This is a genomic window from Streptococcus sp. Marseille-Q5855 (assembly GCF_946901985.1).
Classification (GTDB): Bacteria; Bacillota; Bacilli; order Lactobacillales; family Streptococcaceae; genus Streptococcus.
Genome location: NZ_CAMPPR010000006.1, coordinates 586,886 through 612,432 on the forward strand (window position 1 = coordinate 586,886; position 25,547 = coordinate 612,432).

The 25,547-nt window shown below is 34.5% G+C and carries 22 protein-coding genes and 3 tRNA genes; 17 read left to right on the forward strand and 8 right to left on the reverse strand.

Going from position 1 to position 25,547, the window contains the following annotated elements; all coding sequences use genetic code 11:
- The first annotated feature begins 196 nt into the window (after window positions 1–196).
- The gene (locus tag OC529_RS09260) at window positions 197–1,819 is read left to right on the forward strand and encodes an ATP-binding cassette domain-containing protein (protein ID WP_000958774.1); all 1,623 of its coding nucleotides are present in this window, start codon (window positions 197–199) and stop codon (window positions 1,817–1,819) included.
- Between the two features lie 61 nt (window positions 1,820–1,880).
- Window positions 1,881–4,424 (forward strand): YfhO family protein, encoded by a 2,544-nt coding sequence (locus OC529_RS09265; protein ID WP_262081998.1) that lies wholly within the window; start codon window positions 1,881–1,883, stop codon window positions 4,422–4,424.
- 26 nt (window positions 4,425–4,450) lie between these two features.
- On the opposite strand, the gene OC529_RS09270 is transcribed toward OC529_RS09265, so the two are convergent.
- Complete coding sequence (locus OC529_RS09270; protein WP_262081999.1) at window positions 4,451–7,093, reverse strand: YhgE/Pip family protein; 2,643 nt, start codon at window positions 7,091–7,093, stop codon at window positions 4,451–4,453.
- Window positions 7,094–7,220: 127 nt separating this feature from the next.
- Here OC529_RS09270 and OC529_RS09275 point away from each other — a divergent pair, with 127 nt between their 5' ends.
- The gene (locus OC529_RS09275; protein ID WP_000665088.1) at window positions 7,221–7,763 is read left to right on the forward strand and encodes a TetR/AcrR family transcriptional regulator; all 543 of its coding nucleotides are present in this window, start codon (window positions 7,221–7,223) and stop codon (window positions 7,761–7,763) included.
- Window positions 7,764–7,803: 40 nt separating this feature from the next.
- Here OC529_RS09275 and OC529_RS09280 read toward each other — a convergent pair.
- From OC529_RS09280 to rlmH, 7 genes are all read right to left on the reverse strand, one after another.
- Window positions 7,804–7,877: transfer RNA gene (locus OC529_RS09280), tRNA-Asn, on the reverse strand.
- A 5-nt stretch (window positions 7,878–7,882) separates the two neighbouring features.
- Window positions 7,883–7,954: transfer RNA gene (locus OC529_RS09285), tRNA-Glu, on the reverse strand.
- 51 nt (window positions 7,955–8,005) lie between these two features.
- Complete coding sequence (gene comE / locus OC529_RS09290) at window positions 8,006–8,758, reverse strand: competence system response regulator transcription factor ComE (protein WP_261022868.1); 753 nt, start codon at window positions 8,756–8,758, stop codon at window positions 8,006–8,008.
- Entirely contained in the window at window positions 8,755–10,080 is a 1,326-nt protein-coding gene (gene comD, locus OC529_RS09295) for a competence system sensor histidine kinase ComD (RefSeq protein ID WP_261022867.1), read from the reverse strand. The genes comE and comD overlap by 4 nt, the downstream gene beginning before the upstream one ends.
- Before the next feature lie 20 nt (window positions 10,081–10,100).
- A complete protein-coding gene (gene comC / locus OC529_RS09300) occupies window positions 10,101–10,226 on the reverse strand; it encodes a competence-stimulating peptide ComC (protein WP_000799683.1) in 126 nt (41 codons plus the stop codon).
- 164 nt (window positions 10,227–10,390) lie between these two features.
- Window positions 10,391–10,464 (reverse strand) — tRNA-Arg (locus tag OC529_RS09305).
- Between the two features lie 43 nt (window positions 10,465–10,507).
- Window positions 10,508–10,987 carry a 23S rRNA (pseudouridine(1915)-N(3))-methyltransferase RlmH gene (rlmH, locus tag OC529_RS09310; RefSeq protein ID WP_261022865.1) on the reverse strand — a complete coding sequence of 160 codons (480 nt, stop codon included), beginning with the start codon at window positions 10,985–10,987 and terminating at the stop codon, window positions 10,508–10,510.
- Between the two features lie 182 nt (window positions 10,988–11,169).
- Between rlmH and OC529_RS09315 the strand changes: the two genes are divergently transcribed.
- The 14 genes from OC529_RS09315 (at window position 11,170) to hpt (ending at window position 25,541) form a co-directional block, all read left to right on the forward strand.
- A complete protein-coding gene (locus OC529_RS09315; RefSeq protein WP_262082000.1) occupies window positions 11,170–12,351 on the forward strand; it encodes a S1C family serine protease in 1,182 nt (393 codons plus the stop codon).
- 57 nt (window positions 12,352–12,408) lie between these two features.
- A complete protein-coding gene (locus OC529_RS09320) occupies window positions 12,409–13,167 on the forward strand; it encodes a ParB/RepB/Spo0J family partition protein (RefSeq protein ID WP_262082001.1) in 759 nt (252 codons plus the stop codon).
- A 212-nt stretch (window positions 13,168–13,379) separates the two neighbouring features.
- Window positions 13,380–14,741: a chromosomal replication initiator protein DnaA gene (dnaA, locus tag OC529_RS09325; RefSeq protein ID WP_061438534.1), complete on the forward strand. Its 1,362-nt coding sequence runs from the start codon at window positions 13,380–13,382 to the stop codon at window positions 14,739–14,741.
- A gap of 158 nt (window positions 14,742–14,899) precedes the next feature.
- Complete coding sequence (gene dnaN / locus OC529_RS09330; protein WP_262081080.1) at window positions 14,900–16,036, forward strand: DNA polymerase III subunit beta; 1,137 nt, start codon at window positions 14,900–14,902, stop codon at window positions 16,034–16,036.
- Window positions 16,037–16,100: 64 nt separating this feature from the next.
- A complete protein-coding gene (locus tag OC529_RS09335) occupies window positions 16,101–16,295 on the forward strand; it encodes a DUF951 domain-containing protein (protein ID WP_000285186.1) in 195 nt (64 codons plus the stop codon).
- Window positions 16,296–16,379: 84 nt separating this feature from the next.
- The gene (gene ychF / locus OC529_RS09340) at window positions 16,380–17,495 is read left to right on the forward strand and encodes a redox-regulated ATPase YchF (protein ID WP_061438533.1); all 1,116 of its coding nucleotides are present in this window, start codon (window positions 16,380–16,382) and stop codon (window positions 17,493–17,495) included.
- Window positions 17,496–17,567: 72 nt separating this feature from the next.
- Window positions 17,568–18,137, forward strand: a complete 570-nt coding sequence (gene pth, locus OC529_RS09345; RefSeq protein ID WP_262082002.1) for an aminoacyl-tRNA hydrolase — start codon at window positions 17,568–17,570, stop codon at window positions 18,135–18,137.
- Window positions 18,138–21,647, forward strand: coding sequence for a transcription-repair coupling factor (gene mfd / locus OC529_RS09350; RefSeq protein WP_262082003.1), 3,510 nt, complete (start codon window positions 18,138–18,140; stop codon window positions 21,645–21,647). It begins immediately after the preceding gene.
- 57 nt (window positions 21,648–21,704) lie between these two features.
- Window positions 21,705–21,971, forward strand: coding sequence for an RNA-binding S4 domain-containing protein (locus OC529_RS09355; RefSeq protein ID WP_001234978.1), 267 nt, complete (start codon window positions 21,705–21,707; stop codon window positions 21,969–21,971).
- Complete coding sequence (locus OC529_RS09360; RefSeq protein WP_000041912.1) at window positions 21,964–22,332, forward strand: septum formation initiator family protein; 369 nt, start codon at window positions 21,964–21,966, stop codon at window positions 22,330–22,332. The genes OC529_RS09355 and OC529_RS09360 overlap by 8 nt, the downstream gene beginning before the upstream one ends.
- Window positions 22,333–22,336: 4 nt before the next feature.
- Entirely contained in the window at window positions 22,337–22,459 is a 123-nt protein-coding gene (locus tag OC529_RS09365) for an SP_0009 family protein (protein WP_000429334.1), read from the forward strand.
- Window positions 22,452–23,720, forward strand: coding sequence for a serine hydrolase (locus OC529_RS09370; protein ID WP_262082004.1), 1,269 nt, complete (start codon window positions 22,452–22,454; stop codon window positions 23,718–23,720). The genes OC529_RS09365 and OC529_RS09370 overlap by 8 nt, the downstream gene beginning before the upstream one ends.
- The gene (gene tilS / locus OC529_RS09375; protein ID WP_262082005.1) at window positions 23,717–24,994 is read left to right on the forward strand and encodes a tRNA lysidine(34) synthetase TilS; all 1,278 of its coding nucleotides are present in this window, start codon (window positions 23,717–23,719) and stop codon (window positions 24,992–24,994) included. The genes OC529_RS09370 and tilS overlap by 4 nt, the downstream gene beginning before the upstream one ends.
- A gap of 4 nt (window positions 24,995–24,998) precedes the next feature.
- Complete coding sequence (hpt, locus tag OC529_RS09380) at window positions 24,999–25,541, forward strand: hypoxanthine phosphoribosyltransferase (RefSeq protein ID WP_262082006.1); 543 nt, start codon at window positions 24,999–25,001, stop codon at window positions 25,539–25,541.
- Window positions 25,542–25,547: the final 6 nt, after the last annotated feature.

Here is a 25,547-nt window from a genome sequence, read left to right on the forward strand (position 1 = left end):
CTTCGATATGGTCCCTTCAATTATAGCATTTTTTTAATGAAATAACCGCAATTTATCAAAATAAATCAACCTTGCTATTTACGGATTTGTGTAAAGTATGCTGTAAATGTAATTTACACAAAATTGACAGATAAAAATTTGAATATTTCCGTATTTTCTAGTAGAATAAATATATTACACATATAGGAGAAAAACATTGCTTACAGTATCTGATGTTTCACTACGTTTTAGTGATCGCAAACTTTTTGATGATGTCAATATCAAATTTACAGAAGGAAATACTTACGGATTAATCGGTGCTAATGGTGCCGGAAAATCAACCTTTTTAAAAATTTTAGCCGGAGATATCGAACCTACTACTGGTCACATCTCTCTTGGTCCAGATGAACGTCTCTCCGTTCTTCGTCAAAATCACTTTGACTATGAAGATGAACGTGCCATTGATGTCGTTATCATGGGAAATGAAAAACTTTATAGCATCATGAAAGAGAAAGATGCTATCTACATGAAGGAAGATTTCTCAGATGAGGATGGAGTGCGTGCTGCCGAACTCGAAGGAGAGTTTGCCGAGCTTGGAGGCTGGGAAGCAGAAAGCGAAGCCTCTCAACTACTTCAAAACCTAAACATTCCAGAAGAATTGCACTATCAAAACATGAGCGAATTGGCCAACGGTGAAAAAGTAAAAGTTCTCCTCGCCAAAGCACTTTTTGGTAAACCAGATGTTCTTCTCTTGGACGAGCCTACCAACGGTTTAGACATCCAATCTATTACTTGGTTAGAAGACTTCTTGATTGACTTTGATAACACCGTTATCGTAGTATCCCACGACCGTCACTTCTTAAACAAAGTATGTACTCACATGGCCGACCTTGACTTTGGAAAAATCAAACTCTATGTCGGAAACTACGACTTCTGGAAGGAATCTTCTGAGCTCGCTGCTAAATTGCTAGCAGACCGTAATGCTAAAGCAGAAGAAAAAATTAAGCAATTGCAAGAATTCGTAGCTCGTTTCTCTGCTAATGCTTCTAAATCAAGACAAGCAACATCACGTAAGAAAATGCTTGATAAGATTGAACTTGAAGAAATTGTACCATCTAGTCGTAAATATCCATTTATCAACTTTAAAGCAGAGCGTGAAATCGGTAATGATCTCTTGACAGTAGAAAATCTAACTGTAAAGATTGATGGTGAGACTATTTTAGATAATATCAGCTTTATCTTGCGTCCAGGTGATAAGACAGCGCTTATTGGACAAAATGACATCCAAACGACTGCATTAATTCGTGCAATCATGGGAGACATTGATTATGAAGGAACTGTCAAGTGGGGAGTAACTACTAGCCGTTCTTACTTGCCAAAAGATAACTCGGCAGATTTTGCAGGAGGAGAGTCAATCCTTGACTGGTTGCGTCAATTCGCAAGTAAAGAAGAAGATGACAATACTTTCCTACGCGGTTTCCTTGGCCGTATGCTCTTCTCTGGAGATGAGGTTAACAAACCTGTCAACGTCTTGTCAGGGGGAGAAAAAGTTCGTGTCATGCTTTCAAAACTCATGCTATTAAAATCAAATGTCCTTGTCCTCGATGATCCAACCAATCACTTGGACTTAGAATCTATCTCAAGCTTGAACGATGGATTGAAAAACTTTAAAGAATCAATCATCTTTGCCAGCCATGACCACGAGTTTATTCAAACTCTAGCTAACCATATCATTGTCTTGTCTAAAAATGGCGTCATTGACCGTATTGATGAAACCTATGATGAATTCCTAGAAAATGCAGAAGTACAAGCAAAAGTTAAAGAACTTTGGAAAGACTAAATAAAACTTCAAAACTCAGTTGGGTTAACCAGCTGAGTTTTATAACATTTTATGAGGTAACATGAAATTATTTTTTAAAACATATTGGACCTATTTTGTTTCTTTCATCATTCCCATAATCATTATGATAGGAGTATATCTATCTCAAGGTATCTACTGGAATAGCGACAACTCTCCTCTATTAGGAGATGGCTTTCATCAATACGTTATTTTTGATGTAGCCTTACGAAATATCCTACATGGAAATGGTAGTCTGTTTTACACCTTTACAAGTGGCCTTGGATTAAATTTCTATGCCCTATCTAGTTATTACTTGGGTAGTTTCCTTTCACCACTAGTTTACTTTTTTGATCTAACTAATATGCCAGATGCTGTCTATCTGACAACTCTCTTAAAATTTGGATTGATTGGACTGTCAACTTACTTTAGTTTAAATAAATTATTTCAATCGATTCCTAAGCCTTTAAAACTAGCTTTATCTAGTTCCTATGCTCTGATGAGTTTCACAGTTAGTCAACTAGAGATAAAAACCTGGATAGATGTTTTTATCTTGATTCCTTTAATTATAACTGGTTTACAGCTACTTATCACTGAAAAGAAATTCCTATTGTACTTTACAAGTCTGTCAATTTTGTTTATTCAAAATTATTATTTTGGCTATATGACAGTATTGTTTCTTATTTTCTGGTATCTCTGTCAAATTTCTTGGGACTTTAAAACTCGAAAATCATCTTTTCTTGATTTCATAATCACCTCCGTTTTAGCTGGTATGGCTAGTTTGATTCTGACTCTGCCTACTCTATTTGATTTACAGACACATGGGGAAAAATTAACTGAAATTACAAAGTTTCAAACTGAAAGTAGCTGGTATCTTGATCTCTTTGCTAAACAATTCATTGGTTCCTTTGACACAACAAAGTATGGGGCCATCCCAATGATTTTTGTTGGACTACTTCCCTTTATTTTGACCATTTTATTTTTTACGCTGAAATCTATTAAGTTTCACGTGAAACTTATCTATGCAATCTTCTTTGCATTTCTAATTGCAAGCTTTTATATTGAAGCTCTTGATTTATTTTGGCAAGGCATGCATACTCCAAACATGTTTTTACATCGCTATGCTTGGATTTTCTCTACCTTGTTAATTTACACAGCAGCAGAAGTCTTAAAGCGTCTGAAAGAACTTAAAGTCTGGAATTTTTTAGTTTCGCTTTTTCTTATAGTAACAGGATTTTTAGCTACCATCTATCTAAAATCACATTATTCTTTTTTAACAGATTTGAATATTCTGCTTACTCTTGAATTTTTGGTTGTCTATTCGCTTTTACTCCTTGCAGTTATCAAAAAGTTTATCTCTGTAAATCTATTTGCCATTCTAATTTCTTTATTTATAATGGTTGAAATAAGTTTAAATGCTTCATCTCAAATAGACGGAATTGCTAAAGAATGGGGTTTTGCTTCTCGAAGTTCATATAATCGAGATATCCCAGCTATGGGATCTTTCTCAACATATATTGGGAATCCATTTACTCGTACTGAGAAACTAGAGACTCAAACAGGAAATGACAGTATGAAATTCAACTACAATGGAATCTCTCAATTTTCATCTGTTCGAAATCGTTCAGCAAGCTCTACTTTGGATAAACTTGGTTTTAAATCCTCTGGGACTAATCTAAATCTCCGTTATGCCAATAATAGTATTTTAGCTGATAGTTTATTTGGTATCCAGTACAATATATCAGAAACCCCTATTGATAAGTATGGTTTTAAAGATATCTATCAAAAAGATAATCTTACCCTATATGAAAATCAATACTCTCTTCCAATTGCATTTGCTAGTCAATCTGTTTACAATGATGTCAAGTTCAATGAACATACCTTGGATAATCAGGCCTCGTTTTTAAATCAACTTGCTAACGTCGATTTTGATTATTTTTCTCCAATCCCTTATGACAAAACAGAAAATACTAATGATTTGATTAGTGTCACAGGTTCTTCAAATGAGGATGCAGCAATCCAGTATCAAATTGAAGTGCCAGAAAACAGTCAAGTTTATCTTTCTTTCACAAACCTTCACTTTTCTAATGACAAACAAAAAAAGATTGACATCCTTGTAAATGGAGAAAAGAAAACTTTTACAACTGATAATGTCTTCTCCTTCTTTAATCTAGGCTATACAAAATATACAAAAACTTTCAATATTCATGTTAGTTTCCCTGAAAATTCACAAGTATCATTTGAATCTCCTACCTTCTACCGTTTAGATACCCAAACTTTAACTGAGGCAATTCAAAAAATTAAAGAACAACCTGTAACAGTATCAACTTCTAAAAACAAGGTTTTTGCTACATATGATGTCCAACAAGATACATCTATTTTCTTCACCATTCCTTATGACAAAGGTTGGTCTGCCTACCAAGATGGTAAGAAAATAGAAATTAAACAAGCTCAAACTGGTTTTATAAAAGTTGACATTCCTAAGGGAAAAGGAACTATTACACTTTCCTTTATTCCCAATGGGTTTGTTGTTGGAGCAATCTGTTCCTTTACTTCTCTTTTACTATTTGGAATCTATAATCACAAACGAAAGTCATCTAAGACATAAAAAAATCGACCAGTTGGTCGATTTTTTTAATCTTCTTCCATTTTCTTAGGTCGATAGGCTAGCATACCTAAACCAGTAAATAGGGCTAATATCACAGCAAGGAAAATGACTTGATGATGAATATTTCCTGTCATAGAAATTGTTTGTCGTAATCCAGAAACCGAATAACTCATTGGTAACCAAGGATTAATAGCTCTAAAGAAATTATTTGTCAAAGCAAGTGGATAGGTACCTGCACTTGATGCTAACTGTAATAAAAGCAAAATAAGAGAAAAGAAAGCTCCTATACGGCTATTCCATGTTGTTAAAGCGGTTACCATGGACATGAATACTAAACTTGTTAGGATAATGAGAATAAATGTTCTCATTTCATGATTAGCAGTTAAACCAATAAGATGAACTCCTCCATATACCAAAATTCCTGCTAAAACAGCTATAATACCATTTATTTCAGCTCGAGATTTCAACCAAGCCCAACGACTCTCTGGATGACGTCCTGAAGGCAACTTCGCAAAGATCATATTCGTTGATATTGCTGCAACAAAGAGAGCAACTGATATCATATAAGGAGCCATTGCGATTCCATTTACAGGAACTTGGTCATTGTCTGTTTTGGAAAGATTGAGTGGATTTGACAAAATCTCTGCATTTTTAGATTCCGTTGATGCTGATTTAAGTTGATCACTAGCATTACTTAGTCCTTGTCCTAAAGAAACAACTCCTGTCTGTAAACCTTCCAATCCAGAAGTTAACTTTGTTCCACCTTCTGCTAGTTTCCCAGCTCCATCTGCCAATTTATTAGCTCCACTTTCTAATTGAGAAGCACCTGAAATTAACTGACTGGATTTGTCAGCTAGTTGGCTAGATCCTGACTGCAATTTATCAACTCCTGCTATCAATTCTTGACTCTTTCGATTCAATTGATTGGAGCCAGTTGATAATTTTTCAATACTAGACACTAATTTTGGAGTTTTTTCAACTAATTGACCAACTCCTGCTGTCAAGTTAGAAGATTTTTGTGTCAAGGTAGTTGATCCTGAAACTAATTGGTTCAAACTACCTGTCAAGGTGGAATTCTTTTCACTTAGTTGACTTGCGCCTTGAGAAACTTTATCAATACCTGCAGTATATGCATTTACACCTGATGCAATTGACTGACTGGCAGGAACTAATTTGCTAGTAACAGCTCCTTGTATCTCTGTTAATCCACTTGACAATCCTGTCAAAGAAGTAGAAGCAAACGGTAATACTTGATTAGCTTGATTTTTTAAAATCGAAAGATTAGATGATTGATTTTGTAAGTTTTCTAAACTTCCCTGTAAACCTTTAACTAAAGCTACAATTGACTGAGCCGATTGAATACCATCAGTTGAATTTTGAGATACAGAAGCTCTTATCTCAGCTTGTTGCTCACTTGTCAATGATTGATAAGCTGCTGTCGATTGAATATTGGCTAATGTAGTTGTTTTTTCAGACTGAGCACTTGCTAACATTTGATTAGAAAGAGATGCTATACTTGATAAAACAGAATCTAATTGTTTTGTATCTCCAACATCAATATTTTGAATAGCTTTATTTAACTGATTTAGACCTGAAGATAATTGATTAATTTGATCTTTTTTCCCAGACGAAGCATCTAACTTGCTAGAAAGTTGTTGGATCCCTTCACTTAATTGCTCCACCCTCATTCGAAGTGTAGCTGATTGATTGGATAACTGATTAGCACCTGTTGCAAGATTTCCCACTCCGTTTGTATAAGCACTAACACCAGATGAAAATTGATTAAGACCAGCATTAAGCTGAGAAACACCGCCAGTATAGGATTCTACACCAGTATATAACTGATTGATTCCCTTTACTAATTCAGGACTTTTAGAAGATAATTGACCTAACCCGCTATCTAATTGACTCACTGCACCAGTATATGTAACTAAACCACTATTAAAATTTCCTAAGCCAAGATGAAGTTGTTCGACACCAGAAACATAAGAGGATAATCCTTTAGTAAACTGCTCCGTTCCATTTGAAAATGTTAAACTTGAAGCTGCTAAAGAGTGTAGGTTGGTAGTTAATGTTTGACTTCCTGCCACTAACTGATTCGCTCCATCAGTTAATTTTTTACTACCAGAAGCTGCTTGACTCATACCATCCTTTAAATCGACCATTTTGTTAAATAAAGCTTTAGTATAGGTCTCAGTTACATGGGTAGAAACATTCTGCTTCAATTGTGTCATCGCAGAATCGCTCATCTTGCTGGCAATAAAGCTATGACCACTTGAAGTCTGATAATCAATTTGCATTTGCTCTGGATGATCCGTTAAAATAGAAGCTGCTTTTTCAGATAAATCACTGGGTAAAGTCACTACCATATAGTAATCGCCATCTTCCAATCCCTTCTTTCCTTCATCTTCATCCACGAAATGAAAATCCAAGGTTTTATTTTCTTTTAAATTGGACACCATGTCTTTTCCTATTGCCATAGTATTACCATTATAGGAAGCCTCTTTATCATTATTGACAACTGCCACAGGTAAGTCAGACACTTGACCATATGGATCCCACATTGAGGATAAAAATATGATGTTGTATAAAGCAGGAATAAGAGAAATTCCTATCATGACAATAATAAAGGCTGGTTTTTTAAAAATTGCTTTCCATTCTTTAAACATAGTTTCTCCTTTTTTAAACATATTGTCTAAAATTTTGATATAATAGATTATACATTAAAAAATCTAAATTACAAGATAAAAAATCAATTTTTAGACACATAGTCTAATTTGTTCACAAGGAGGAAATATGAAAGAAAGTAATAAACGCTTAAAAACAAAGCGAACTATTGAAAATGCTATGGTACAATTACTAATGGAACAGCCATTTGATCAAATTTCTACTGTCAAGTTAGCAGAAAAAGCCGGAATTAGTCGTTCCAGCTTCTATACTCACTATAAGGATAAGTATGATATGATTGAGCACTATCAAAGCAAGCTATTTCATACATTTGAATATATTTTTCAAAAACATGCTCATCACAAAAGAGATGCTATTTTAGAAGTATTTGAATATCTAGAGTCAGAACCACTTCTGGCTGCCCTTCTTTCTGAAAATGGGACCAAAGAAATCCAAAATTTCTTAAGAAATAAACTTCATATCATGCTCAGTACAGATTTACAAAAGCGATTTATGCAACTGAATCTTAATACCACTGAATTAGAATATAGTAGCATCTATCTAACTCATGCACTTTTTGGTGTCTGCCAAACTTGGATTGCACACGGAAAAAAAGAAAGTCCTCAAGAAATAACAGACTTCCTTATGAAGATGCTTGGTGATACAAATTGATACAAAAAGAGGAACACAGTTGTGTTCCCTTTTATCTATACTCCGCCAGTAGGACTCGAACCTACGACATCATGATTAACAGTCATGCGCTACTACCAACTGAGCTATGGCGGATAAAATAGTCCGTACGGGATTCGAACCCGTGTTACCGCCGTGAAAAGGCGGTGTCTTAACCCCTTGACCAACGGACCTTCTATCTGTAGCAGATATAACCATTATATCAATTTCTTACTAATTGTCAATCACTTTTGAGATTTTTTCTCTAAAATATCTTTCAATTTTCTAATTTTTAACCTTGAAATAGGACAGCGATGATCTTCATAGAAAACAACTTCTAGATTCTTTCGGTCAATTTCTCTAATATTGCCTATATTTACCAAAAATGACTTATGAGGAGAATAAAATCGCTGAGCATGTTTATCCTTTTCCTGAATATCTGTCATGGTACCATAAAATTCTTTTGCAAAATTCTTACCAATAATGCGCAATTTATGAGAGACTCCTGTCGTTTCAATATATAGAATGTCATGGTAAGGAATTTTTAAATCATTTCCCTTGTAATTGTAGTCAAAATAATCTACCACATCTTCATTTTCAAGTAACATACTCTTAGTGTAGAAGATATTTTGCTCAATTCTCTTCTTAAATAACTCATCATTGATATCCTTATCAACAAAATCTAAGGCTGATACCTGGTATTTATAGGTTAGAGTCGCAAACTCTGATCGACTGGTAATAAAGACGATAATAGCATAAGGATTGTGATGACGAATAAACTGGGCAACTTCAAACCCTTTTTTCTCAATTCCATGAATATCGATATCTAGGAAATAAAGCTGATTTACTTCATCGTTTTCAATGTATTCTTCAAATTCACGAACTTTTCCTGTTGTCTTGTAAGAAATAGGAATATTCGATTCTTTCGAAATTTCATCCAATATTCTCTCTAGTCTCACTTGATGTTCAATAACATCTTCTAAAATTAAAACTTTCATTCAAATTCCCTCTTAAATCTAATGATTTGTCTAAATGTACTGCCTTCCATCTCTGTTTCTAAAATAATATTGTTGTACTTATCTAGTAGTTCTTTCACATTATTTAATCCTACCCCGCGATTTCTTCCCTTAGTGGAGAATCCTAAAGCAAATAGATCTCCTGAAGGAGTCATCGTCATTTTACATGAATTCTGAATCACAATAACTGTTTCAGTTTCCATCTTAATAACTGCTACCTCCATCTGCTTTTTATAACTATCAGCCGATCCTTCGACAGCATTATTCAATAAAACGCTCATGATACGAACCAAATCCAATAGTTCAATTGGGAGTTTGGTAATCGTATCTTTTACTTCCAGTGTAAACTCTACACCATTATTTCGAGCATAGACAATTGACTGAGCAACCAAACTTCGTAAAGCTGAATCTTCTATGTTGTTCAAATCAAAGTAAGTGTACTTATCTGAACGCAATTTGTGATTTGCTTTGACCAAAACTTCATTGTAAACTCTGTCAATTTCCTGTAAATTACCACTGTCAATTGCCATCTGCATACTGACAAGCATCCCAGCATAGTCATGTCGAAAACCACGGATTTCATTATACAGTCCAACAATTTCATCTGTATAATTCTGTAAATGTTTCTGTTCAAATTTCTTCTGCTTCAAAGCAATCTCTTTCTCCATTTGTTCTTTATGCGAATTCATTGCAAAAAAGGTCAAAAGTAGAGAAATAAAGACAATAGATGATAAAATACTTCCAAAACTATTCAAATGTTTAATCGTACTTACCATATCTGAAACAAAAGATACTATATGTAGCAGTAGTAAGGCAAAAAATAATTTTTTCAAAAAAGGATAGAGGTAGTCTTTGTCAAAATAGGCTAGTTCCAAATGGAAATAATGAATGATTTTTAAGACAACAAAATAGGTCAACACCGTTACAACGAAAAAGAATGGGTCATGATATTGTGAAACAAAGTTATCTCCTGTTATAGAGGAGAAAGTTACGGACAGAAAGTTATGAGTGCTCTCATATAAAAGAGATAGTAGTAAACTTAGGAATAGTCCTCTATCCCTCTCATACTGTTTAATCCATCGAAAATAGGAATATAAGCCCAAAGGAAATAAAAATCTTTCAATCACTATTTCATCTAAATATAGAAGATAAAAGGAAAGTTCAAGTACTGCTTCTACTAGTAATGTATAGATACCAAAAAAATATAGTTCCTTTGATTTTATTTGATCTTTACAAATTAAACGGTAACTGTGACTAATAATTAAAAAATGACCAATAACTGTCCCAAATCCAAATAAATTCATTACTCTTTCCCCTTATTTTATTACTTTTTTCTTGGGAAAATAAAATCACGGAGGATTTTTGGCAGTCTCATCTCCCCACCTTTAATCTCCTGCAAGTCTTTTTCCTTCAAGGCTACAAACTGTTCCAATTTAACTGTGTTTTTCATAATAAAATCTCCTAAAATGTTTTTTCTTGTAAGCTAACTTACAAAAACCATTATACAAAATGGAATTTCGTTTTAGATAAAATTCTCTCAACTGTCATTTTTTTCTCCTCAAGTGTACTTTTTTAAGAAAAAAGCCGGGAAAATTCCCAGCTTTACTACTATATTGATCCCAGCAGGATTCGAACCTGCGACCGTTCGCTTAGAAGGCGAATGCTCTATCCAGCTGAGCTATGAGACCTAACACAATTATTCTACCAAAAATTCAATTAAAAGTCAATTTTCTATTTATGATAGGGGGAGCCTTGCTGAATCGTAAAAGCGCGATAAATTTGTTCAGCAAGAACTAGTCTCATTAACTGATGGGGCAAGGTTAAGCGACCAAAACTGACAGAAAGATTAGCTCTCTTTTTTACAGCTGATGATAATCCTAAACTCCCTCCAATAGTAAAGGTAAGAGTAGAAAATCCTTTTATAGGAGCTTCTTCTAACTGCTTACTAAATTCTTCTGAGGAGAAAGTTCTCCCTTCGATAGCCAACACAATAACGAAATCACGGTCACCAACTTTTGATAAAATTCTCTGACCTTCTATTTCTAAAATCTTTTGATTTTCTGACTCACTGGCCTTATCTGGTGTTTTTTCATCTGCTAGCTCAATCATTTCAAGCTTAGCAAATCGAGAAATTCGTTTTGAATACTCCGCGATACCATCTTTTAAATACTTTTCTTTCAGTTTCCCAACTGTTACAACTTTAATTTTCATGACTCTATTCTAACATATTCTTTATTTTTTCACATCTTATTCACAAAATAAAAGGTTAATTTTCACCTAGAAAATCACAGATTTTTAAAAGTTATCCACAATTTGTGAAAAACTTTTGTGTTTAAGTTATAATTAAGCTAGTCAGTTTATACTTTCAGTAATTCAAAAATATGGAGGCAAATATGAAACATTTAAAAACATTTTACAAAAAAGGGTTTCAATTAGTAGTCGTTATCGTCATTAGCTTTTTTAGTGGAGCCTTGGGTAGTTTTTCAATAACTCAACTAACTCAAAAAAGTAGTGTAAGCAACTCTAACAACAATAGTACTATTACACAAACTGCCTATAAGAATGAAAATTCAACAACGCAGGCTGTTAACAAAGTAAAAGATGCTGTTGTATCCGTTATTACTTATTCGGCAAATAGACAAAATAGCGTATTTGGCAATGATGATACTGATACAGATTCTCAACAAATCTCTAGTGAAGGATCTGGGGTTATTTATAAAAAGAATGACAAAGAAGCTTACATTGTCACCAACAATCACGTTATAAATGGTGCTAGTAAAGTAGATATTCGATTATCAGATGGGACTAAAGTACCTGGAGAAATTGTCGGAGCGGATACTTTCTCTGATATTGCTGTCGTCAAAATCTCTTCAGAAAAAGTGACAACAGTAGCTGAGTTTGGTGATTCTAGCAAGTTAACCGTAGGAGAAACTGCTATTGCCATTGGTAGTCCGTTAGGTTCTGAATATGCAAATACTGTCACTCAAGGTATCGTATCTAGTCTTAATCGAAATGTATCTTTAAAATCTGAAGATGGACAAGCCATTTCTACAAAAGCCATCCAAACTGATACTGCTATTAACCCAGGTAACTCTGGTGGCCCACTTATCAATATCCAAGGACAAGTTATTGGAATTACGTCAAGTAAAATTGCCACAAATGGAGGAACATCTGTAGAAGGCCTTGGTTTCGCAATTCCTGCAAATGATGCTATCAATATTATTGAACAGTTAGAAAAGAACGGAAAAGTGACACGCCCAGCTTTGGGAATCCAGATGGTTAATTTATCTAATATAAGTACAAGCGACATCAGAAGACTTAATATTCCAAGCAGTGTAACATCTGGTATAGTTGTTCGTTCTGTGCAAAGTAATATGCCTGCAAATGGTCACCTTGAAAAATACGATGTTATTACAAAAGTAGATGACAAAGAGATTGCTTCATCAACAGACTTACAAAGTGCTCTTTACAATCATTCTATCGGAGACACCATTAAGATAACTTACTATCGTAACGGTAAAGAAGAAACTACATCTATTAAACTTGACAAGAGTTCAGGTGATTTAGAATCTTAATTGACATCTATGTAAAGAAAGCTTTACATAAGAGAAAAGATGTGTTAGTGTAGAATCATGGAAAAATTTGAAATGATTTCTATCACGGATATACAAAAAAATCCCTATCAACCTCGAAAAGAATTTGATAGAGAAAAACTACATGAACTAGCACAGTCTATCAAAGAAAATGGGCTCATTCAACCGATTATTGTTCGTCAATCTCCTGTTATTGGTTATGAAATCCTTGCAGGAGAGAGACGCTATCGTGCTTCACTTTTAGCTGGTCTAAGGTCTATCCCAGCTGTTGTTAAACAGCTTTCAGATCAAGAGATGATGGTCCAGTCCATCATTGAAAATTTGCAAAGAGAAAATTTAAATCCAATAGAAGAAGCACGCGCCTATGAATCTCTCGTAGAGAAAGGATTCACCCATGCTGAAATTGCAGATAAAATGGGCAAGTCTCGTCCTTATATCAGCAACTCCATTCGTTTGCTTTCCTTACCAGATGCTATCCTCTCAGAAGTAGAAAATGGAAAACTATCACAAGCTCATGCGCGTTCTCTAGTTGGGTTGAATAAGGAACAACAAGACTATTTCTTTCAACGGATTATAGAAGAAGATATTTCTGTAAGGAAGTTAGAAGCTCTTCTGACAGAGAAAAAACAAAAGAAACAGCAAAAAATGAATCATTTCATACAGAATGAAGAAGAACAGTTAAGAAAACTACTCGGATTAGATGTAGAAATTAAACTATCTAAAAAAGATAGTGGAAAAATCATTATTGCTTTCTCAAATCAAGAAGAATATAGTAGAATTATCAACAGCCTGAAATAAGGCTGTTCTTTTATTTTTTTATCTCACAAGGTTATCCACTATTTTTTTCGATAAAAAGCTTAATAAATCAATAGTTTCTGACTTTATCCCCAACCTGTGGATAAAAGATGATAACATTGTGGATTATTTTTCACAGCTTGTGGAAAATTCTTACTATCTATGGTAAAATAAGTCTAGTATTAAACTTTTAAATAGTAAAGGAGGAGAACGGATTGAAAGAAAAACAATTTTGGAATCGTATCTTAGAATTTGCTCAAGAAAGACTGACTCGATCCATGTATGATTTCTATGCTATTCAAGCTGAACTCATCAAGGTAGAGGAAAATGTTGCCACTATATTTTTACCACGATCTGAAATGGAAATGGTCTGGGAAAAACAACTAAAAGATATTATTGTAGTTGCCGGATTTGAAATTTATGATGCTGAGATTACTCCCCACTATATTTTCACTAAACCTCAAGATACGGCTATCTCACAAGTTGAAGAAGCTACAAATTCAACTCTTTATGACTATAGTCCAAAGTTAGCATCTATTCCTTATTCGGATACTGGGTTAAAAGAAAAGTATACCTTTGATAATTTTATTCAAGGGGATGGAAACGTTTGGGCTGTATCAGCTGCTTTGGCTGTCTCTGAAGATTTGGCTCTGACCTATAACCCTCTTTTTATCTATGGAGGACCTGGACTTGGTAAGACTCACCTGTTAAACGCTATTGGAAATGAAATTCTAAAAAATATTCCAAATGCTCGTGTTAAATATATTCCTGCCGAAAGCTTTATCAATGACTTTCTGGATCACCTAAGACTTGGGGAAATGGAAAAGTTTAAAAAAACCTACCGCAGTCTTGATCTTTTGTTAATTGATGATATCCAGTCACTCAGCGGAAAAAAAGTTGCAACTCAAGAAGAATTTTTCAATACCTTTAACGCCCTTCATGACAAGCAAAAACAGATTGTCCTAACGAGTGATCGTAGTCCAAAACATCTAGAAGGGCTCGAGGAGAGGCTTGTCACGCGCTTTAGTTGGGGATTGACACAAACTATCACACCCCCTGACTTTGAAACACGTATTGCCATTTTACAAAGTAAAACGGAACATTTAGGCTACAATTTCCAAAGTGATACTCTAGAATACCTAGCTGGGCAATTTGATTCAAATGTTAGAGATCTTGAGGGAGCCATCAACGACATCACTTTAATTGCCAGAGTAAAAAACATCAAGGATATCACTATTGATATTGCTGCAGAAGCTATTAGAGCTCGCAAACAAGATGTTAGCCAAATGCTCGTCATCCCAATTGATAAAATCCAAAATGAAGTTGGTAACTTTTATGGTGTCAGCGTCAAAGAAATGAAAGGAAGTAGACGCCTTCAAAATATTGTGTTAGCCCGTCAAGTAGCCATGTATTTATCTAGAGAACTAACAGATAATAGTCTTCCAAAAATTGGGAAGGAATTTGGTGGTAAAGATCACACAACAGTTATTCATGCCCATGCTAAAATTAAATCTTTGATTGATGAAGACGATAATTTACGCTTAGAAATTGAATCAATCAAAAAGAAAATCAAATAACTTGTGGATAACTTTCGCTTTTTTATCTTTTTTATCCACATTTTTTAAACAAGCTAAAAAACTTGGTATTCCTTACTTTTAGTCTGTTTTCCACAGATTTCACAGACTCTATTATTACTATTATCCTTCTAATACTAAAAATAAATAAAGGAGAATCCATGATTCATTTTTCAATTAATAAAAATTTATTTCTACAAGCCTTAAATATTACTAAGAGAGCTATTAGCTCTAAAAATGCCATTCCTATTTTATCAACAGTCAAAATTGACGTGACCAATGAAGGTGTTACTTTAATTGGTTCAAATGGTCAGATTTCAATTGAAAATTTTATTTCTCAAAAAAATGAAGATGCTGGTTTGTTAATTACTTCTTTAGGTTCGATTCTTCTTGAAGCTTCTTTCTTCATCAATGTGATATCTAGTCTACCTGATGTAACTCTTGATTTTAAAGAAATTGAACAAAATCAAATTGTTTTAACCAGCGGCAAATCAGAAATTACCCTAAAAGGAAAAGATAGCGAACAATATCCACGAATCCAAGAAATTTCAGCAAGCACTCCTTTGGTTCTTGAAACAAAATTACTCAAGAAAATTATCAATGAAACAGCTTTTGCTGCAAGTACACAAGAAAGTCGTCCAATTTTGACAGGTGTTCATTTTGTATTGAGTCAACACCAAGAGTTAAAAACAGTTGCAACAGACTCTCATCGTCTAAGTCAGAAAAAATTAACGCTTGAGAAAAATAGTGATGATTTTGATGTTGTCATTCCTAGCCGTTCTCTACGCGAATTTTCAGCGGTATTTACAGATGATATTGAAACTGTAGAGATTTTCTTTGCCAATAACCAAATTCTATTTAGAAGCGAAAATATTAGCTTCTATACTCGTCTCCTAGAAGGAAACTATCCTGATACAGATCGCTTGATTCCAACAGACTTTAACACTACTATTACTTTTGATGTTGTAAACTTACGCCAGTCAATGGAACGTGCTCGTCTTTTATCAAGTGCTACTCAAAATGGTACTGTGAAACTTGAAATTAAAGATGGGGTTGTTAGCGCCCATGTTCACTCTCCAGAAGTTGGTAAAGTAAACGAAGAAATCGATACTGATCAGGTTACTGGTGAAGATTTGACTATTAGTTTCAACCCAACTTACTTGATTGATTCACTCAAGGCTTTAAATAGCGAAAAGGTGACCATTAGCTTTATCTCAGCTGTTCGTCCATTTACTCTTGTTCCAGCAGATACTGACGAAGATTTCATGCAGCTCATTACACCAGTTCGTACAAATTAAGTGAAAGAGGTTGAGCCTGGCTCGCCTCTTTTATGATATAATCGAAAAAGAAAAGGAGAGTAGTATGTATCAAGTTGGAAATTTTGTTGAGATGAAAAAACCACATGCTTGTACTATCAAGTCAACTGGTAAAAAAGCAAATCGTTGGGAAATTACACGTGTAGGGGCAGATATCAAAATCAAATGCAGTAATTGTGACCATGTTGTCATGATGGGACGCTATGATTTTGATCGAAAAATGAATAAAATTATTGACTGAAAACCCTTAGTTAGAGGGTTAGCAAGTTTTCCCTTTTTGTGTTATAATATTAGGGATTGAAATGAAAACGGAGAATGAGAAAATATGGCTTTAACAGCAGGTATCGTTGGTTTGCCAAACGTTGGTAAATCAACACTATTTAATGCAATTACAAAAGCAGGAGCAGAGGCAGCTAACTACCCATTTGCAACGATTGACCCAAACGTTGGAATGGTAGAAGTTCCAGATGAACGTCTACAAAAATTGACTGAAATGATTACTCCTAAAAAGACAGTGCCAACAACATTTGAATTTACAGATATTGCAGGGATTGTAAAAGGAGCTTCAAAAGGAGAAGGGCTAGGGAATAAATTCTTGGCCAATATTCGTGAAGTAGATGCGATTGTTCACGTAGTTCGTGCTTTTGATGATGAAAATGTCATGCGCGAGCAAGGACGTGAAGACGCCTTTGTGGATCCACTTGCAGATATTGACACCATTAACCTAGAATTGATTCTTGCAGACTTAGAATCAGTCAATAAACGTTATGCGCGTGTAGAAAAGATGGCACGTACGCAAAAAGATAAAGAATCAGTAGCAGAATTCAATGTTCTTCAAAAGATTAAACCAGTCCTTGAAGATGGGAAATCAGCTCGTACAATCGAATTTACAGATGAGGAACAAAAGGTTGTCAAAGGTCTCTTCCTGTTGACGACTAAACCAGTGCTCTATGTTGCTAATGTTGACGAGGATGTGGTTTCAGAACCTGACTCTATCAACTATGTCAAACAAATTCGTGAATTTGCAGCGACAGAAAATGCTGAAGTAGTCGTCATTTCTGCGCGTGCAGAGGAAGAAATTTCTGAATTGGACGATGAAGATAAAAAAGAGTTTCTTGAAGCCATTGGTTTGACAGAATCAGGTGTAGATAAGTTGACGCGTGCAGCTTACCACTTGCTTGGATTGGGAACTTACTTCACAGCTGGTGAAAAAGAAGTTCGCGCTTGGACTTTCAAACGTGGTATGAAGGCTCCTCAAGCAGCTGGGATTATCCACTCAGACTTTGAAAAAGGATTTATTCGTGCAGTAACCATGTCATATGAGGATTTAGTGAAATACGGATCTGAAAAGGCCGTAAAAGAAGCTGGACGCTTGCGTGAAGAAGGAAAAGAATATATCGTTCAAGATGGCGATATCATGGAATTCCGCTTTAATGTCTAAAAAATTTAATGAATAGTATCAATTAGGTTGGAAAAAAATTCCAACCCTTTTGGCTTTTGAAAGGAAAAATAAATGACCAAATTACTTGTAGGCTTGGGAAATCCAGGAGATAAATATTTTGAAACAAAACACAATGTTGGATTTATGTTGATTGACCAACTAGCGAAGAAACAGAATGTCACTTTTACACATGATAAGATATTTCAAGCTGACCTAGCATCCTTTTTCCTAAATGGAGAAAAAATTTATCTTATCAAACCAACGACATTTATGAATGAAAGTGGAAAAGCGGTTCATGCTTTATTGACTTATTATGGTTTGGATATTGAAGATTTACTCATCATTTACGATGATCTTGACATGGAAGTTGGAAAGATTCGTTTAAGAGCAAAAGGTTCAGCAGGTGGTCATAATGGTATCAAGTCTATTATTCAACATATTGGAACCCAAACCTTTAATCGTGTTAAGATTGGAATCGGAAGACCTAAAAATGGCATGTCAGTTGTTAACCATGTTTTGAGTACCTTTGACAAGGATGATTATATCGGTATTTTACAGTCTATTGACAAAGTTGACGACTCTGTAAACTACTATTTACAAGAGAAAAACTTTGAAAAAACGATGCAGAGGTATAACGGATAAATGGTGACCTTATTAGATTTATTCTCAGAAAATGATCAGATAAAAAAATGGCATCAAAATCTGACAGATAAGAAAAGACAATTAATGTTAGGTTTGTCAACTTCTACAAAAGCTTTAGCAATAGCTAGTAGTTTGAGACAGGAAGATAAGATTGTGTTATTGACGTCAACTTATGGAGAAGCAGAAGGACTTGTTAGTGATCTTCTATCTATCTTGGGTGAGGAATTTGTCTATCCATTTTTGGTAGATGACTCCCCTATGGTAGAATTTTTGATGTCTTCACAAGAAAAAATCATTTCACGGGTTGAAGCCTTGCGTTTTTTGACTGATTCATCTAAGAGAGGGATTTTAGTTTGTAATATCGCAGCAAGTCGATTGATTTTACCGTCTCCAGATGTATTCAAAGATAGTATTGTAAAAATCTCAGTTGGTGAAGAATATGATCAACACGCGCTTATCCATCAGTTAAAGGAAATTGGTTATCGAAAAGTTACTCAAGTACAAACTCAGGGCGAATTTAGTCTGCGAGGAGATATTTTAGATATTTTTGAAATATCCCAGTTAGAACCTTGCCGAATTGAGTTTTTTGGTGATGAAATTGATGGTATCAGGTCATTTGAAGTCGAAACACAATTATCGAAAGAAAATCAGACAGAACTCACTATCTTTCCAGCTAGTGATATACTTTTGAGAGAAAAGGATTATCAACGAGGTCAGTCAGCTTTAGAAAAACAAATTTCAAAGACTTTATCACCTATTTTAAAATCATACTTAGAAGAAATTCTTTCAAGTTTTCACCAAAAACAAATTTATTCTGATTCTCGGAAGTTTTTATCTTTGTGCTATGATAAGACATGGACTGTTTTTGATTATATTGAAAAAGATACTCCAATATTCTTTGATGATTATCAAAAATTGATGAATCAGTATGAAGTCTTTGAAAGAGAATTAGCGCAGTACTTTACAGAAGAATTACAGAATAGTAAAGCATTTTCTGATATGCAGTATTTTGCTGATATTGAACAAATCTATAAAAAACAAAGTCCGGTGACCTTTTTCTCTAATCTTCAAAAGGGACTAGGAAATCTCAAGTTTGACCAAATTTATCAATTTAATCAATATCCTATGCAGGAGTATTTCAATCAGTTTTCTTTTCTAAAAGAAGAAATTGAACGATACAAAAAAATGGATTATACCATTATTCTGCAGTCTAGCAATTCAATGGGAAGTAAAACATTGGAGGATGTATTAGAGGAATATCAGATTAAATTGGATTCTATAGATAAGTCAAGAATCTGTCAAGAATCTGTAAACTTAATCGAGGGCAATCTCAGACATGGTTTTAATTTTGTAGATGAAAAAATTCTGGTGATTACTGAACATGAGATTTTTCAAAAGAAATTAAAACGTCGTTTTCGAAGACAACATGTTTCGAATGCAGAGAGATTAAAAGATTACAATGAACTTGAAAAAGGGGACTACGTTGTTCACCATATTCATGGAATTGGTCAATATCTAGGGATTGAAACAATTGAAATCAAAGGAATTCACCGCGATTATGTTAGCGTCCAATACCAAAATGGTGATCAAATTTCTATCCCAGTAGAACAGATTCATCTACTGTCTAAATATATTTCAAGTGATGGGAAAGCTCCAAAACTCAATAAATTAAATGACGGTCATTTTAAAAAGGCCAAGCAAAAAGTTAAGAACCAGGTAGAGGATATAGCTGATGATTTAGTCAAACTCTATTCTGAACGCAGTCAGTTGAAGGGTTTTGCTTTCTCAGCTGATGATGAGGATCAACATGCTTTTGATGATGCTTTCCCTTATGTTGAAACGGATGATCAACTTCGTAGTATTGAGGAAATCAAGAGCGATATGCAGGCTTCTCAGCCAATGGATCGACTTTTAGTTGGGGATGTTGGTTTTGGAAAGACTGAAGTTGCTATGCGTGCAGCATTTAAGGCAGTCAATGATCACAAACAGGTTGTCGTTCTAGTTCCGACGACGGTTTTAGCGCAACAGCACTATACGAATTTTAAGGAACGATTCCAAAATTTTGCAGTTAATATTGATGTGTTGAGTCGCTTTAGAAGTAAAAAAGAGCAGACTGAAACACTTGAAAAATTGAAAAAGGGTCAAGTTGATATTTTGATTGGAACCCATCGTGTTTTGTCAAAAGATGTTGTGTTTGCTGATTTGGGCTTGATGATTATTGATGAGGAACAGCGATTTGGTGTCAAGCATAAGGAAACCTTGAAAGAATTGAAAAAACAAGTGGATGTCCTAACCTTGACCGCTACGCCAATTCCTCGTACCCTTCATATGTCTATGCTGGGAATCAGAGATTTGTCTGTTATTGAAACTCCGCCGACTAATCGTTATCCAGTGCAAACCTATGTTTTGGAAAAGAATGAGAGTGTCATTCGTGATGCTGTTTTGCGTGAAATGGAGCGTGGAGGTCAAGTTTACTATCTTTACAACAAAGTTGACACGATTGACCAGAAGGTTTCAGAATTACAGGAGTTGATTCCAGAGGCTTCGATTGGTTATGTTCATGGGCAAATGAGTGAGATTCAGTTAGAAAATACTCTACTGGATTTCATTGAAGGTCAGTATGATATTTTAGTGACGACTACCATTATTGAGACAGGGGTGGATATTCCAAATGCCAATACTTTATTTATTGAAAATGCGGACCATATGGGCTTGTCAACCTTGTATCAGTTAAGAGGAAGAGTCGGTCGTAGTAATCGTATTGCTTATGCCTATCTCATGTATCGTCCAGAAAAATCAATCAGTGAAGTCTCTGAGAAGAGATTAGAAGCCATCAAAGGATTTACAGAATTGGGATCTGGATTTAAGATTGCTATGCGAGATCTTTCGATTCGCGGAGCAGGAAATCTCCTAGGAAAATCCCAGTCTGGTTTCATTGATTCTGTTGGTTTTGAATTGTATTCGCAGTTATTAGAGGAAGCTATTGCTAAACGAAACGGTAATGCTAATGCTAACACAAGAACCAAAGGTAATGCCGAATTGATTTTACAAATTGATGCCTATCTTCCTGATACTTATATTTCTGATCAACGACATAAGATTGAAATTTACAAGAAAATTCGTCAAATTGACAATCGTGTCAATTATGAAGAGTTACAAGAGGAGTTGATAGACCGTTTTGGAGAATACCCGGATGTAGTAGCCTATCTTTTAGAGATTGGTTTAGTCAAGTCATATTTGGACAAGATCTTTGTTCAACGTGTGGAAAGAAAAGATAATAAAATTACAGTTCAATTTGAAAAAGTCACTCAACGACTGTTTTTAGCTCAAGATTATTTTAAAGCTTTATCCGCAACGAACTTAAAAACAGGCATCGCTGAGAATAAGGGATTAATGGAGCTTGTATTTGATGTCCAAAATAAGCAAGATTATGAAATTTTAGAAGGTCTGCTGATTTTTGGAGAAAGTTTATTAGAGATAAAAGAGTCTAAGAAAGAAAATTCCATTTGATATTTTTCTTCTATAAAATAGATAAAAATGGTACAATAATAAGTTGAGGTAATAAGGATGAGATTAGACAAATATTTAAAAGTATCGCGAATTATCAAGCGTCGTACAGTCGCAAAAGAAGTAGCAGATAAAGGCAGAATTAAGGTGAATGGAATCTTGGCCAAAAGTTCAACGGATTTGAAAGTTAATGACCAAGTTGAAATTCGTTTTGGAAATAAGTTGCTACTTGTCAAAGTACTGGAGATGAAAGATAGTACAAAAAAAGAAGATGCAGCAGGCATGTATGAAATTATCAGTGAAACACGGGTAGAAGAAAATGTCTAAAAATATTGTACAATTGAATAATTCTTTTATTCAAAATGAATATCAACGTCGTCGCTACCTGATGAAAGAACGACAAAAACGGAATCGTTTCATGGGTTGGGTTCTGATTTTGATTATGCTATTATTTATCTTGCCAACTTTTAATTTAGCGCAGAGCTATCAACAATTACTCCAAAGACGTCAGCAACTAGCAGACTTGCAAACTCAGTATCAGACTTTGAGTGATGAAAAGGATAAGGAGACAGCATTTGCTACCAAGTTAAAAGACGAGGATTATGCTGCCAAATATACACGAGCGAAGTACTATTATTCTAAGTCGAGGGAAATAGTTTATACGATTCCTGACTTGCTTCAAAGGTGATAAAATGGAAAATTTATTAGACGTAATTGAGCAATTTTTGAGTCTATCGGATGAAAAGCTGGAAGAGTTGGCTGATAAAAATCAATTATTGCGTTTACAAGAAGAAAAGGAAAGGAAGAATGCGTAAATTCTTAATTATTTTGTTGCTACCGAGTTTTTTGACCATCTCAAAAGTAGTTAGCACAGAAAAAGAAGTCGTCTATACTTCAAAAGAAATTTATTACCTTTCACAATCTGACTTTGGTATTTATTTTAGAGAAAAGCTAAGTTCTCCTATGGTTTATGGAGAAGTTCCTGTCTATGCGAATGAAGATTTAGTAGTGGAATCTGGGAAATTGACTCCTAAAACAAGTTTTCAAATAACCGAGTGGCGCTTAAATAAACAAGGAATTCCGGTATTTAAGCTATCAAATCATCAGTTTATAGCTGCGGACAAACGATTTTTATACGATCAGTCAGAGGTAACTCCTACAATAAAAAAAGTATGGTTAGAATCTGACTTTAAACTGTATAATAGCCCTTATGATTTAAAAGAAGTGAAATCATCCTTATCAGCTTATTCGCAAGTATCAATCGACAAGACCATGTTTGTAGAAGGAAGAGAATTTCTACATATTGATCAGGCTGGATGGGTAGCTAAAGAATCAACTTCTGAAGAAGATAATCGGATGAGTAAAGTTCAAGAAATGTTATCTGAAAAATATCAGAAAGATTCTTTCTCTATTTATGTTAAGCAACTGACTACTGGAAAAGAAGCTGGTATCAATCAAGATGAAAAGATGTATGCAGCCAGCGTTTTGAAACTCCCTTATCTCTATTATGCGCAAGAAAAAATAAATGAGGGTCTTTATCAGTTAGATACGACTGTAAAATACGTATCTGCAGTCAATGATTTTCCAGGTTCTTATAAACCAGAGGGAAGTGGTAGTCTTCCTAAAAAAGAGGATAATAAAGAATATTCTTTAAAGGATTTAATTACGAAAGTATCAAAAGAATCTGATAATGTAGCTCATAATATATTGGGTTATTACATTTCAAACCAATCTGATGCCACATTTAAATCTAAGATGTCTGCCATTATGGGAGATGATTGGGATTCAAAAGAAAAATTGATTTCTTCCAAGATGGCCGGGAAGGTCATGGAAGCCATTTATAATCAAAATGGATTTGTGCTAGAGTCTTTGACTAAAACAGATTTTGATAATCAGCGAATTGCCAAAGGTGTTTCTGTGAAGGTAGCTCATAAAATTGGGGATGCGGACGAATTTAAGCATGATACGGGTGTTGTATACGCAGATTCTCCATTCATTCTTTCTATTTTCACTAAGAATTCTGATTATGATACAATTTCTCAGATAGCCAAGGATGTTTATGAGGTTCTAAAATGAGGGAACAAGATTTTTTAAATCATTTTCTCAAGAAGGGATATTTTAAAAAGCATACTAAGGTGGTGCTAGCTCTTTCTGGTGGACTAGATTCTATGTTTCTATTTAAGGTGTTATCTACGTATCAAAAAGAGTTAGAAATTGAATTGATCTTAGCTCATGTGAATCATAAGCAGAGAGTAGAATCAGATTGGGAAGAAAAGGAATTAAGGAAGTTGGCTGCTGAAGCAGAGTTTCCTATTTATATCAGCAATTTTTCAGGAGAATTTTCAGAAGCGCGTGCTCGAAATTTTCGTTATGATTTTTTTCAAGAGGTCATGAAAAAGACAGGTGCGACAGCTTTAGTCACTGCCCACCATGCGGATGATCAGGTGGAAACGATTTTGATGCGTTTGATTCGAGGCACTCGTTTGCGCTATCTATCAGGAATTAAGGAGAAGCAAGTAGTCGGAGAGATAGAAATTATTCGGCCCTTCTTGCATTTTCAGAAAAAAGACTTTCCACCAATTTTTCACTTTGAAGATATATCAAATCAGGAAAATCATTATTTTCGCAATCGTATTCGAAACTCATACTTACCAGAATTAGAAAAAGAAAATCCTCGATTTAGAGATGCAATCTTAAGTATCGGAAATGAAATTTTAGATTATGACTTAGCTATAGCTGAATTATCAAAGAATATTGATGTAGAAAATTTAGAGCAGCTATTGTCTTACTCTGAGTCGACACAAAGAGTTTTACTTCAAACTTATCTGAATCGTTTTCCAGATTTGAATCTTACAAAAGCTCAGTTTGCTGAAGTTCGGCAGATTTTAAAATCTAAAAGTCAGTATCGTCATCCGATTAAAAATGGTTATGAATTGATAAAAGAGTATCAACAGTTTCAGATTTGTAAAATCATTCCGCAGGCTGATGAAAAGGAAGATGAACTTGTGTTACACTATCAAAATCAGGTATCTTATCAAGGTTATTTATTTTCCTTTGGACTTCCTTTAGAAGGTGAATCAATTCAACAAATACCTGTTTCACGCGAAACATCCATACACATTCGTCATCGAAAAACAGGAGATGTTTTGATTCAAAATGGGCATAGAAAAAAACTCAGACGTCTATTTATTGATTTGAAAATCCCTATGGAAAAGCGAAAATCTGCTCTGATTATTGAGCAATTTGGTGAAATTGTCTCAATTTTGGGAATTGCGACCAGTAATTTGAGTAAAAACACGAAAAATGATATAATGAACACTGTACTTTATATAGAAAAAATAGATAGGTAAAAAAATGTTAGAAAACGATATTAAAAAAATCCTCGTTTCACACGATGAAATTACAGAAGCTGCTAAAAAATTAGGTGCTCAATTAACTAAGGACTATGCAGGAAAAAATCCAATCTTGGTTGGGATTTTAAAAGGATCTATTCCTTTTATGGCTGAATTGGTCAAACATATTGATACACATATTGAAATGGACTTCATGATGGTTTCTAGCTACCATGGTGGAACAGCAAGTAGTGGTGTCATCAATATTAAACAAGATGTGACTCAAGATATCAAAGGAAGACATGTTCTATTTGTAGAAGATATCATTGATACAGGTCAAACTTTGAAGAATTTGCGAGATATGTTTATTGCAAGAGATGCAGCTTCTGTTAAGATTGCAACCATGTTGGATAAACCAGAGGGACGTGTTGTAGAAATTGAGGCAGACTATACCTGCTTTACTATCCCAAATGAGTTTGTAGTAGGTTATGGTTTAGACTACAAAGAAAATTATCGTAATCTTCCTTATGTTGGAGTATTGAAAGAAGAAGTGTATTCAAATTAGAAAGAA

Coding starts and splice junctions, on each gene's coding strand:
- OC529_RS09265 (WP_262081998.1), top strand. CDS start 1,881: ATGAAATTATTTTTTAAAACATATTGGACCTATTTTGTTTCTTTCATC.
- OC529_RS09270 (WP_262081999.1), bottom strand. CDS start 7,093: ATGTTTAAAGAATGGAAAGCAATTTTTAAAAAACCAGCCTTTATTATT.
- OC529_RS09275 (WP_000665088.1), top strand. CDS start 7,221: ATGAAAGAAAGTAATAAACGCTTAAAAACAAAGCGAACTATTGAAAAT.
- comE (WP_261022868.1), bottom strand. CDS start 8,758: ATGAAAGTTTTAATTTTAGAAGATGTTATTGAACATCAAGTGAGACTA.
- comD (WP_261022867.1), bottom strand. CDS start 10,080: ATGAATTTATTTGGATTTGGGACAGTTATTGGTCATTTTTTAATTATT.
- comC (WP_000799683.1), bottom strand. CDS start 10,226: ATGAAAAACACAGTTAAATTGGAACAGTTTGTAGCCTTGAAGGAAAAA.
- rlmH (WP_261022865.1), bottom strand. CDS start 10,987: ATGAAAATTAAAGTTGTAACAGTTGGGAAACTGAAAGAAAAGTATTTA.
- OC529_RS09315 (WP_262082000.1), top strand. CDS start 11,170: ATGAAACATTTAAAAACATTTTACAAAAAAGGGTTTCAATTAGTAGTC.
- OC529_RS09320 (WP_262082001.1), top strand. CDS start 12,409: ATGGAAAAATTTGAAATGATTTCTATCACGGATATACAAAAAAATCCC.
- dnaN (WP_262081080.1), top strand. CDS start 14,900: ATGATTCATTTTTCAATTAATAAAAATTTATTTCTACAAGCCTTAAAT.
- OC529_RS09335 (WP_000285186.1), top strand. CDS start 16,101: ATGTATCAAGTTGGAAATTTTGTTGAGATGAAAAAACCACATGCTTGT.
- ychF (WP_061438533.1), top strand. CDS start 16,380: ATGGCTTTAACAGCAGGTATCGTTGGTTTGCCAAACGTTGGTAAATCA.
- pth (WP_262082002.1), top strand. CDS start 17,568: ATGACCAAATTACTTGTAGGCTTGGGAAATCCAGGAGATAAATATTTT.
- mfd (WP_262082003.1), top strand. CDS start 18,138: ATGGTGACCTTATTAGATTTATTCTCAGAAAATGATCAGATAAAAAAA.
- OC529_RS09355 (WP_001234978.1), top strand. CDS start 21,705: ATGAGATTAGACAAATATTTAAAAGTATCGCGAATTATCAAGCGTCGT.
- OC529_RS09360 (WP_000041912.1), top strand. CDS start 21,964: ATGTCTAAAAATATTGTACAATTGAATAATTCTTTTATTCAAAATGAA.
- OC529_RS09365 (WP_000429334.1), top strand. CDS start 22,337: ATGGAAAATTTATTAGACGTAATTGAGCAATTTTTGAGTCTATCGGAT.
- OC529_RS09370 (WP_262082004.1), top strand. CDS start 22,452: ATGCGTAAATTCTTAATTATTTTGTTGCTACCGAGTTTTTTGACCATC.
- tilS (WP_262082005.1), top strand. CDS start 23,717: ATGAGGGAACAAGATTTTTTAAATCATTTTCTCAAGAAGGGATATTTT.
- hpt (WP_262082006.1), top strand. CDS start 24,999: ATGTTAGAAAACGATATTAAAAAAATCCTCGTTTCACACGATGAAATT.